13 protein-coding genes are annotated in these 10,425 nt (G+C 60.9%); 8 read left to right on the top strand and 5 right to left on the bottom strand.

Features of this window, described 5'->3' with window-relative positions; all coding sequences use genetic code 11:
* Positions 1–38 precede the first annotated feature (38 nt).
* On the top strand, positions 39–899 hold the full coding sequence (locus ACMYUN_RS10385; protein ID WP_415763637.1) for a carbon-nitrogen hydrolase family protein: 861 nt from the start codon (positions 39–41) through the stop codon (positions 897–899).
* A gap of 4 nt (positions 900–903) precedes the next feature.
* Positions 904–2,346: a metalloprotease TldD gene (gene tldD, locus ACMYUN_RS10380; RefSeq protein ID WP_016771693.1), complete on the top strand. Its 1,443-nt coding sequence runs from the start codon at positions 904–906 to the stop codon at positions 2,344–2,346.
* Positions 2,347–2,397: 51 nt separating this feature from the next.
* On the opposite strand, the gene yjgA is transcribed toward tldD, so the two are convergent.
* On the bottom strand, positions 2,398–2,922 hold the full coding sequence (yjgA, locus tag ACMYUN_RS10375) for a ribosome biogenesis factor YjgA (protein WP_016771692.1): 525 nt from the start codon (positions 2,920–2,922) through the stop codon (positions 2,398–2,400).
* Between the two features lie 108 nt (positions 2,923–3,030).
* On the opposite strand from yjgA, the gene pmbA reads away from it, so the two are divergent.
* The 6 genes from pmbA (at position 3,031) to ACMYUN_RS10345 (ending at position 8,386) form a co-directional block, all read left to right on the top strand.
* Complete coding sequence (gene pmbA / locus ACMYUN_RS10370) at positions 3,031–4,377, top strand: metalloprotease PmbA (protein WP_415763636.1); 1,347 nt, start codon at positions 3,031–3,033, stop codon at positions 4,375–4,377.
* A 240-nt stretch (positions 4,378–4,617) separates the two neighbouring features.
* Positions 4,618–5,025 (top strand): FagA protein, encoded by a 408-nt coding sequence (locus tag ACMYUN_RS10365; RefSeq protein WP_415763635.1) that lies wholly within the window; start codon positions 4,618–4,620, stop codon positions 5,023–5,025.
* Positions 5,006–6,382 (top strand): class II fumarate hydratase, encoded by a 1,377-nt coding sequence (locus ACMYUN_RS10360; RefSeq protein ID WP_415763634.1) that lies wholly within the window; start codon positions 5,006–5,008, stop codon positions 6,380–6,382. Before ACMYUN_RS10365 ends, ACMYUN_RS10360 begins: the two co-directional genes overlap by 20 nt.
* A 27-nt stretch (positions 6,383–6,409) precedes the next feature.
* On the top strand, positions 6,410–6,850 hold the full coding sequence (locus ACMYUN_RS10355; RefSeq protein WP_039759390.1) for a hypothetical protein: 441 nt from the start codon (positions 6,410–6,412) through the stop codon (positions 6,848–6,850).
* A 1-nt stretch (position 6,851) separates the two neighbouring features.
* On the top strand, positions 6,852–7,463 hold the full coding sequence (locus tag ACMYUN_RS10350; protein WP_039759389.1) for a superoxide dismutase: 612 nt from the start codon (positions 6,852–6,854) through the stop codon (positions 7,461–7,463).
* Between the two features lie 29 nt (positions 7,464–7,492).
* Positions 7,493–8,386 (top strand): ZIP family metal transporter, encoded by an 894-nt coding sequence (locus ACMYUN_RS10345; RefSeq protein ID WP_415763633.1) that lies wholly within the window; start codon positions 7,493–7,495, stop codon positions 8,384–8,386.
* A 94-nt stretch (positions 8,387–8,480) separates the two neighbouring features.
* Here ACMYUN_RS10345 and ACMYUN_RS10340 read toward each other — a convergent pair whose 3' ends face one another.
* Genes ACMYUN_RS10340 through hpf form a run of 4 tightly spaced genes read right to left on the bottom strand, consistent with a single transcriptional unit; the run spans position 8,481 to position 10,417 of the window.
* Complete coding sequence (locus tag ACMYUN_RS10340) at positions 8,481–8,756, bottom strand: HPr family phosphocarrier protein (protein ID WP_039759385.1); 276 nt, start codon at positions 8,754–8,756, stop codon at positions 8,481–8,483.
* A gap of 15 nt (positions 8,757–8,771) precedes the next feature.
* Entirely contained in the window at positions 8,772–9,629 is an 858-nt protein-coding gene (gene rapZ, locus ACMYUN_RS10335) for an RNase adapter RapZ (RefSeq protein ID WP_039759382.1), read from the bottom strand.
* Positions 9,630–9,631: 2 nt separating this feature from the next.
* Positions 9,632–10,096, bottom strand: coding sequence for a PTS IIA-like nitrogen regulatory protein PtsN (gene ptsN, locus ACMYUN_RS10330; protein WP_039759380.1), 465 nt, complete (start codon positions 10,094–10,096; stop codon positions 9,632–9,634).
* A 12-nt stretch (positions 10,097–10,108) separates the two neighbouring features.
* Positions 10,109–10,417 carry a ribosome hibernation-promoting factor, HPF/YfiA family gene (gene hpf, locus ACMYUN_RS10325; RefSeq protein WP_007912419.1) on the bottom strand — a complete coding sequence of 103 codons (309 nt, stop codon included), beginning with the start codon at positions 10,415–10,417 and terminating at the stop codon, positions 10,109–10,111.
* Between the last annotated feature and the right edge of the window lie 8 nt (positions 10,418–10,425).

Here is a 10,425-nt window from a genome sequence, read left to right as displayed (position 1 = left end):
TGGAGTAGCATGGCCAAATACCTCTTTGGGAGTTCGCCATGTCTTTAGCGGTGATTCAAATGGTCAGCCAGAGCGACGTGCCGGCCAATCTGGCCCAGGCCCGACGCTTGCTTGAACAGGCTGCCGCCAGCGGAGCGAAACTCGCGGTGCTGCCGGAAAACTTCGCCGCCATGGGCCGTCGTGATGTCGCCGATATCGGTCGCGCCGAGGCCTTGGGCGAAGGGCCGATCCTGCCCTGGTTGAAACAGGCCGCCCGCGACCTCACCTTATGGATAGTCGCCGGCACATTGCCGTTGCCACCATTGGGTCAACCCACGGCCAAAGCCAATGCCTGCTCGTTGTTGATCAACGATCACGGCGAGATTGTCGCGCGCTATGACAAGCTGCATCTGTTCGATGTCGATGTCGCCGACAATCGCGGCCGGTACCGTGAATCAGATGACTATGCTTATGGCGGTAATGTAGTGGTGGCGGACACGCCGGTGGGGCGCGTTGGTCTGAGCGTGTGTTACGACTTGCGCTTCCCGGAGCTGTACAGCGAATTGCGTGCCGCCGGTGCCGAGTTGATTACCGCACCGTCGGCCTTTACTGCCGTGACCGGCGCCGCGCATTGGGATGTACTGATCCGCGCGCGGGCCATCGAAACACAGTGTTATATCTTGGCGGCGGCACAGGGCGGCAGCCATCCGGGGCCACGCGAGACTTTCGGGCATGCGGCGATTGTCGACCCGTGGGGGCGTGTGCTGGCCCAGCAGGATCAAGGCGAGGCGGTGTTGCTGGCCGCCCGCGACAGCGATGAACAAGCGTCCATTCGGGCGCGCATGCCGGTGACGCGTCATCGGCGGTTTTTCTCGCAGGGCGCTCAGCGGCCTGCTTCAGAACACGAATTTAAGGCGTAAACCTATGAGCGAGTTGTTGTCCTCAGTCAGTGATCACCTGTTGGCACCCGGCGGTGTCACGATCGAGAGCCTGCAAGGCGTGCTCGGCGATCTGGCCGGGCCGGGCATCGATGCCGCCGACCTGTATTTCCAGGGCCAGATTTCCGAGTCATGGGCGCTGGAAGACGGCATCGTCAAGGAAGGCAGCTTCAACCTCGATCAGGGTGTCGGCGTGCGCGCGCAGTCCGGTGAGAAAACCGGTTTTGCCTACAGCAACGCGATCACCCTCGAAGCCCTCGGTGCAGCGGCCCGCGCCGCGCGTTCGATCTCACGTGCCGGGCAGAATGGCACCGTGCAGGCATTCACCAGCCAGGACGTCGCGCAACTGTACGCGCCCGATAACCCGCTGGAAGTGCTCAGCCGCGCGGAAAAAGTCGAGTTGCTCAAACGCATCGACGTCGCCACCCGCGCACTCGATCCACGGATTCAGCAGGTCAGCGTGAGCATGGCCGGGGTTTGGGAGCGGATTCTGGTCGCGTCCACCGACGGTGGCCTGGCCGCCGACGTGCGACCGCTGGTGCGCTTCAACGTCAGCGTTATCGTCGAACAGAATGGCCGTCGCGAACGCGGCGGGCACGGCGGCGGTGGGCGTACCGATTACCGCTACTTCCTCGCCGAAGACCGCGCCATGGGTTATGCCCGCGAAGCGCTGCGCCAGGCGCTGGTGAATCTGGAAGCGATTCCGGCGCCGGCCGGTACCTTGCCGGTGGTGCTGGGTTCCGGCTGGTCCGGCGTGCTGCTGCACGAAGCGGTCGGTCACGGTCTGGAAGGCGATTTCAACCGCAAGGGCAGCTCGGCCTACAGCGGGCGCATGGGTGAAATGGTTGCCTCCAAACTTTGCACCATCGTCGATGACGGCACCTTGAGCGGCCGTCGCGGTTCGCTGAGCGTCGATGACGAAGGCACGCCCACCGAGTGCACTACGCTGATCGAAAACGGCGTACTCAAGGGCTACATGCAAGACAAGCTCAACGCGCGGCTAATGGGCGTGGCGCGCACCGGTAACGGTCGCCGCGAATCCTACGCGCACCTGCCGATGCCACGGATGACCAACACCTACATGCTCGGTGGCGAAAGTGATCCGGCGGAAATTATCGCTTCGGTGAAGAAGGGCATCTACTGCGCCAACCTCGGCGGCGGTCAGGTCGATATCACCAGCGGCAAGTTCGTATTCTCCACCAGCGAGGCCTATTTGATCGAGGACGGCAAGATCACCGCACCGGTCAAAGGCGCGACGTTGATCGGCAACGGTCCCGAGGCGATGAGCCGGGTGTCGATGGTCGGTAACGATCTGGCGCTGGACAGCGGTGTGGGTACGTGTGGCAAGGATGGGCAGTCGGTGCCGGTGGGTGTCGGCCAGCCAACGCTGAAAATCGATGCGATTACCGTGGGTGGCACGGGCGCATAAGAGAGGCGGGGCTTTCGGGTGGCGCGCAGGACGGCCACCCGGTGGCGATTATCAACGCAGGCCGCGTTGAGTCTCGTCCAGCTCCCGAATGTATTTGAAGATCTTGCGGCTCGAAGCAGGTGGTTTGTTTTGCGCAACCTCATGCTGGGCCTGACGGATCAGGGAACGCAATTGCTGGCGATCGGCGTCCGGGTACTCGATGACGAATTTCTCCAGCACGGCGTCATCGCCCGCGATCAGGCGGTCACGCCAGCGTTCCAGATTATGGAAACGCTCGTTGTACTGGCGAGTGGAGGCATCGAGTTGATCGAGCAGAGTCAGAATCGCGTCCGTGTCCTGGTCGCGCATCAGTTTGCCGATGAACTGCAAATGCCGTTTACGCGCGATGTTCGCGGTGTGCTTGGGCGCATCGGCCAATGCCCGGCGCAAAGCGTCGGTCAACGGCAGTTTGGCGACCAGATCAGGCTTGAGTGTGGTCAGGCGCTCGCCGAGGTCAACCAGCGCATGCAGCTCGCGTTTGACCTGAGATTTGCTTTTTTCTCCCGTATCGAGGGAGTCGTCGTAAGAATCAACCATGGTGGCAGTCCGCAAAGAAACGCCGCCATGATAACCAGTCGGGGGCCGCTTGTCCGGCCCGGTCGCTCGATGACCCCAGCCGAAAGCAGAATTTGAGTGGAGATGAGCATGAGTGCAGTTCAAAGCGTCGGCCCGCAGGCATTGCCGGCACTGCAAGAACAGGTCGAGCAGATCATCGCCGAAGCCAAGCGCCAGGGCGCCAGCGCCTGTGAAGTCGCGGTGTCGCTGGAGCAGGGGCTGTCGACCTCGGTGCGTCAGCGCGAGGTCGAAACCGTTGAATTCAATCGTGATCAGGGTTTTGGCATCACCCTGTACGTCGGCCAGCGCAAGGGCTCGGCCAGCACCTCGGCCACCGGGCCAGAGGCGATTCGTGAAACCGTCGCAGCAGCACTGGCCATCGCCAAGCACACTTCCGAAGATGAAGCCTCAGGCCTCGCCGATGCGGCATTGATGGCCAGGGATGTGCAGGATTTCGACCTGTTTCACGAGTGGGACATCACCCCGGAGCAAGCTATCGAGAAGGCTTTGCTCTGCGAGGCAGCGGCGTTTGACGCCGATGCGCGGATCAAGAACGCCGACGGCACCACCCTCAGCACCCATCAGGGCTGCCGGGTTTATGGCAACAGCCATGGTTTCATCGGCGGTTACGCATCGACCCGGCACAGCCTGAGTTGCGTGATGATCGCTGAAGCCGAAGGCCAGATGCAGCGCGATTACTGGTATGACGTCAATCGCCAGGGCAGTCTGCTCGCCGATCCGGTGAGCATCGGCCAGCGTGCCGCGCAACGGGCAGCGAGCCGTCTGGGCGCGCGTCCGGTACCGACTTGCGAGGTGCCGGTGCTGTTTTCCGCTGAGCTTGCGGGTGGCCTGTTCGGCAGCTTCCTCTCGGCCGTGTCGGGCGGCAGCCTGTATCGCAAATCGTCGTTTCTCGAAGGCACGCTGGGACAGAAGTTGTTCCCGGATTGGCTGACCATCGATGAGCGTCCGCATCTGATGCGTGCCATGGGCAGTGCTTCCTACGACGGTGATGGCCTGGCGACCTACGCAAAACCGTTCGTCGAAAAAGGCGAGTTGGTCTCATACATCCTCGGCACCTACTCCGGGCGCAAACTGGGCATGCCGAGCACCGCCAACGCGGGCGGGGTGCACAACCTGTTCGTCACCCATGGCGATGAAGATCAGGCAGCACTACTCAAGCGCATGGGCCGGGGATTGCTGGTCACCGAGTTGATGGGCCATGGCCTGAACATGGTGACCGGCGACTATTCGCGCGGTGCGGCGGGCTTCTGGGTGGAGAACGGCGAGATCCAGTTCGCTGTGCAGGAAGTGACCATCGCCGGCAACATGCGCGACATGTTCAAGCAGATTGTCGCGGTGGGTAATGATCTGGAGCTGCGCAGCAACATCCGCACCGGCTCGGTGTTGATCGAGCGGATGACTGTCGCCGGCAGCTAAGCCCGGCCGTTACACAAAAAAGGCGCGCCACCTCATCGGGTGGTGCGCCTTTTTTATGATTGCATAAATCCCCTGTGGGAGCGGGCTTGCTCGCGAATGCGGTCTTTCAGTCAGAACATCTCTGGCTGGACACACCGCATTCGCGAGCAAGCCCGCTCCCACGGATTGCGTGCATGTCTGCTTGTGTTGGTTCTCATTATCATCTAATAATAAATCTCATCTCCGAACGAGTCCCGGATCATGAGTTCTGCCTTGCACGAGCAGCCCTACCTCGAAAGCTGGCGCTGGATGAGCCGCCAGATCCGTTGCGCGCTGGATCCCGACGAACCGCGCCTGATCGAACACTACCTCGCCGAAGGGCGCTATCTGTCCTGTTGCACAGCCATTTCGCCCTGGACTGTCGCCGAAACGTCTTTTCGTCTGCTGCTCGACACTGCCACCGATGTCGCGTTGCCGTGGCATTGGCGCAGCCTCTGTGTCGATCAAGCCTGGCGTCCCTTGCGTGAAATGGAACGCCTGTCGCTATGCCAATGCCGCGTGCGGCGCTGGCAACGCTACACCTGGCAGCTCGCCACTTGCGAGTTGCAACCGTCGATTCCTCTCATTGATTTGCTGCAAGGACATTCGCATGACCAAGACACGTATTGAACGCGACAGCATGGGCGAACTGCAGGTGCCGGTCGATGCGCTCTATGGCGCGCAGACCCAGCGCGCCGTGGACAACTTCCCGATCAGCGGAAAACCGATGCCGACGCAGTTCATTCGCGCATTGATCCTCGCCAAAGCCGCCGCCGCCCGCGCCAATGTCGAGCTGAACCAGATCAGCGCGGCCCAGGGCAAAGCCATCAGTGATGCCGCGCAGGGTCTGCTCGAAGGTGATTTCATGCAGCACTTCCCGGTGGACATCTTCCAGACCGGGTCTGGCACCAGCTCGAACATGAACGCCAACGAAGTGATTGCCACGCTGGCCAGCCGCATGCTCGATGAACCGGTCAACGCCAACGATCACGTCAATTGCGGGCAAAGCAGCAACGACATCATCCCGACCACCATCCACGTCAGCGCCGCGCTAGTGCTGCATGAACAACTGCTGCCGGCGCTGTTGCATCTGGTCCAGGTCATCGAGCGCAAGGCCGAGCAGGTGCATCACCACGTCAAAACCGGGCGCACCCATCTGATGGACGCGATGCCGGTACGCATGAGCCAAGTGCTCAACGGCTGGGCGCAGCAGCTCAAGGCCAACATTGCGCATCTGCAGGATTTGCTGCCGAGTCTGCAAGCACTGGCGCAGGGCGGCACGGCGGTGGGTACCGGGATCAATGCGCATCCGGAATTCGCCGCTCGATTCAGTCGGCACCTGAGCCAACTGACCGACGTGCAATTCACTCCGGGCAAAAATCTGTTCGCGTTGATTGGCTCGCAGGACACCGCCGTCGCCGTCTCCGGGCAGCTCAAGGCCACCGCCGTATCACTGATGAAAATCGCCAACGACCTGCGCTGGATGAACTCAGGTCCCTTGGCCGGTCTCGGCGAAATTGAACTCGAAGCGCTGCAACCGGGGTCGTCGATCATGCCCGGCAAAGTCAACCCGGTGATCCCGGAAGCCACCGCGATGGTCGCTGCGCAAGTGATTGGCAACGACTCGGTGATCACCGTCGCCGGTCAATCCGGCAATTTCGAACTGAACGTGATGCTGCCGATCATCGCGCAGAACCTGCTGAGCAGCATCGAACTGCTGGCCAACTCCAGTCGCCTGCTCGCTGACAAGGCAATCGCTACTTTCAAGGTCAACGAATCGCGCCTGCAAGAAGCGTTGTCGCGCAACCCGATTCTGGTCACCGCGCTCAACCCCATCATCGGTTATCAGAAAGCCGCTGAAATCGCCAAGCAGGCCTACAAGGAAGGCCGCGCGGTGATCGACGTCGCTCTGGAACACACCGACCTGTCGCGCAGCCAACTGGCAGAGTTGCTCAACCCCGAGAAACTCACCGCCGGCGGCGTGTAAACCCCGCAACCGCTTTGGAGGCTCACCATGGAGCACTGGAAACGCACGATCGAACGGGCCAATCGCTGTTTCATGCTGGGCGAGCTGATCGACGCCCGTGAGGCTTACCTGCAAGCGCTGGCCCTGGCGCAAGTGTTGTTCGAACGCTGGGCGGATGCCGACGAAGCGGTGGCGGCCTGCGTCGTCTCTCACCACAACCTCGCCGACCTGCATCTGCGCCTGAATCAACCGGAGGAGAGCGCCGAATACCTCTGCGCCATCCACCAACGCCTGTTGCAGACCATGCAGGACGAACGGCTGCGTCCGGCCCTGCGTGAAGCGGCATTGCGCCAGAGCAGCAAGACTTACGTCGAACTGCTGAATTTCATCAGCGAGCACGGCGAATACCCGCGCACCCAGCGCCTGCTGCATCCGGACACCGGCAATGCTCGCCGCGCCTCAAATTCTCATCAGTATGGAGTCCATTGAAATGGCTTTTACCTTGCCTGCCTTGCCTTACGCCTACGATGCCCTCGAGCCGCACATCGATGCGCAGACCATGGAGATCCATTACACCAAGCATCACCAGACCTACATCAACAACCTCAACGCCGCCGTAGAAGGGACCGAGTTTGCTGAATGGCCGGTGGAAAAACTCGTCGCCAGTGTCCAGCAACTGCCGGAAAAGCTTCGCGCGGCGGTGATCAATCAGGGCGGTGGCCACGCCAACCATTCGCTGTTCTGGGAAGTCATGGTGCCCAACGGTGGCGGCAAGCCCGACGGCGCGCTGGCCACGGCTATTGATGAGCAACTGGGCGGACTCGACAGCTTCAAGGAAGCCTTCACCAAAGCCGCGCTCACCCGTTTCGGCAGCGGTTGGGCGTGGCTCAGCGTGACCCCGGAGAAAAAACTGATCGTGGAAAGCAGCGGCAACCAGGACAGCCCGTTGATGAACGGCAATACCCCAATCCTCGGTCTCGACGTCTGGGAGCACGCCTACTACTTGCGCTACCAGAACCGTCGCCCGGAATACATCAGCGCGTTCTACAACGTGATCAACTGGCCGGAAGTTGCTGCGCGCTATCAGGCCGCGCTGGTTTAAGCCTTCCATAAAAACAATCAGGGCTGAGTATGGGCACGCAAACACTGGCGATTGGCAGCGGGCGCATGTTTCGTTACGCGGTGGGTTCACTGTTGCTGTTGGCGGGGATGACTTTACTGGTCGCCCACGGTTTGCAATGGCTGAATCTGGAACCGAGGCTGTTGCGCGCCTTGCAGGGCGGTGCCATCTGCGCATTGGGTACGGCGCTTGGCGCGGTGCCGGTGCTGGTGATCCGGCGCATGCCGCAGGCACTCAGCGACACCTTGCTGGGATTTGGTGCCGGGGTGATGCTGGCGGCGACCGCATTTTCGTTGATCGTGCCGGGGATTGCTGCGGCCGAAAGTCTTGGTCTGACGCCGTGGGCTGCCAGTGGCCTGATCTGTTTCGGCATCCTGCTCGGCGCGTTTGGCCTGTATCTGGTTGATCGCAGGGTTTCCGGTGCCTCGCCGGAGATGCTCTTCGGCACGCTGGAGCATCCGGTGATTCCACCGCGAATCTGGCTGTTCGTGTTCGCCATCATTGCGCACAACATTCCGGAAGGTATGGCGGTCGGCGTATCTGCCGGCGGCGGCATGCCGGATGCCGACAGCCTGGCGATGGGCATCGCTCTGCAGGATGTGCCGGAAGGACTGGTGATTGCTTTGGTGCTGGCCGGGGCAGGAATGTCACGGGTCAGGGCGTTTCTGATCGGCGCGGCGTCGGGGTTGGTTGAGCCGGTGTTTGCGCTGTTGTGTGCGTGGCTAGTGAGTCTGGCTCAGGTACTGTTGCCGCTGGGACTGGCACTGGCGGCCGGGGCGATGTTGCTGGTAGTGACCCACGAAGTGATCCCGGAGTCGCGCCGTCACGGACATGACAAACTGGCGAGTCTTGGCTTGTTGATCGGGTTTTGTCTGATGATGGTGATGGATACGGCGTTGGGTTGAAAGAAGATCAAAAGGTCGCAGCCTGCGGCAGCTCCCACCTTGGAATGCGTTTCCTGTAGGAGCTCCGCAGGCTGCGATCTTTTGACTTTGGCTATCAGCCACCTTCGTCGAAGTAGTTGTTGATCAACGCTACCAGCGCATCCATGGCTTCCTGCTCTTGATGCCCTTCAGTACTCAAATAAATTTTGGTGCCCTTGCCCGCCGCGAGCATCATCATTGCCATGATGCTCTTGCCGTCGACAGTCGTTTCAGGTGTGCGTCCCACTCTGATCGTGCAGTCTGGATACTGACCGGCCACGCCGACGAACTTGGCCGATGCCCGGGCATGCAGGCCCAGCTTATTGATGATTTCGATTTCACGAGCAGGCATCGCGGTGTGGATCCTTTAGGTGAGGTCGCGGTGGCGAACCTGGACGTTCTTCAAGGTTTTCTGCAGAGCCTGACCCAGGCGTTCGGTCAGGTAGACGGAGCGGTGATGCCCGCCGGTGCAGCCAATGGCAACGGTGACGTAGGCGCGGTTGCTCGCGGCGAAACGTGGCAGCCATTTGTTCAGATAAGCGTAGATGTCCTGATACATTTCTTCGACATCGGGCTGCTGGGCCAAATATTCTGCCACCGGTGCATCGAGGCCCGACTGCGCGCGCAGCTCCGGTTTCCAGTACGGATTGGGCAGGCAACGCACATCGAAGACCAGATCGGCATCGACCGGCATGCCGCGCTTGAAGCCGAACGATTCAACCAGGAACGCCGTGCCGGGCTCAGGCTGATTCAACAGGCGCAACTTCAGGGTGTCGCGCAGCTGGTACAGATTGAGATGGGTGGTGTTGATTTTCAGGTCGGCCAGATCGGCGATCGGGCCGAGCAGGGCGCTTTCATCGTGAATCGCTTCAGCCAGTGAGCGATTGGCGTTACTCAACGGGTGACGACGACGGGTCTCGGAAAAACGCTTGAGCAGGGTTTCTTCGTCGGCGTCCAGATACAGCACATCGCACTTGATATGTTTGGCACGGACGTCTTCGAGCAATTCAGGAAAGCGTGACAGATGGCTGGGCAAGTTGCGTGCATCGATCGACACGGCGACCAGCGGCTGCGCCAGCTCCGTGTGGATCAGCGCCCGCTCGGCCAGTTCCGGCAGCAAACCAGCCGGCAGGTTGTCGATGCAGTAGTAGCCGTTGTCCTCAAGGACATTCAGGGCGGTACTTTTGCCCGAGCCCGAACGGCCACTGACGATGATCAAGCGCATGATTAGTGCCCGTTCTGCTCGTCCAGTACAACCTGGTACAAGGCTTCGTTGCTCGCGGCGCTGCGCAGTTTTTCGCGCACTTCCTTGCGGTCGAGCATGCTGGCGATCTGGCGCAGCAACTCCAGATGCGCATCAGTCGCGGCCTCCGGGACCAGCAGCACGAAGAGCAGGTCGACCGGGGCGCCGTCGATGGCGTCGAAATCGATCGGGGCTTCCAGGTGCAGCAGGGCGCTGACTGGCGCCGTGCAGCCCTTGAGGCGGCAATGGGGAATGGCGATGCCGTTGCCGAAACCGGTGGAACCGAGTTTTTCACGGGCGATCAGCGCCTCGAAGACATCCTGCATCGCCAGATCCGGCACTTCGCGGTGGATCAGGTTGGCAATCTGTTCGAGGGCTTTTTTCTTGCTGCCGCCCGGCGCGTTCACTTGGGAACGGCCGGGGGTCAGGATGGTTTCAAGTCGGATCATGGGATAGGGGTGTTAACGACCGGTTGCGCCCTGGAGGAGGCTCTGGGTCTTTTCCTTATGCTTTTTGAGTTGGCGATCCAGCTTGTCGGTGAGTGAGTCGATCGCAGCGTACATGTCAGTATCTTCTGCGTTGGCGACCACTTCGCTGCCGGGGATATGCAAGGTGGCTTCGATCTTCTGCTTCAGCTTTTCGACGCACATCGTGACCTGCACGTTGGTGATCTTGTCGAAATGTCGCTCCAGTCGTTGGAGTTTTTCCTCGATGTAGGAACGCAGAGGTTGGGTCACTTCCAGTTGGTGTCCACTGATGTTGACTTGCATACAGCTTC

Origin of the sequence: Pseudomonas sp. CP4, assembly GCF_047758505.1 — a bacterium.
GTDB lineage: Bacteria > Pseudomonadota > Gammaproteobacteria > Pseudomonadales > Pseudomonadaceae > Aquipseudomonas > Aquipseudomonas fluorescens_AO.
This window is presented reverse-complemented; position numbering and strand designations above follow the sequence as displayed.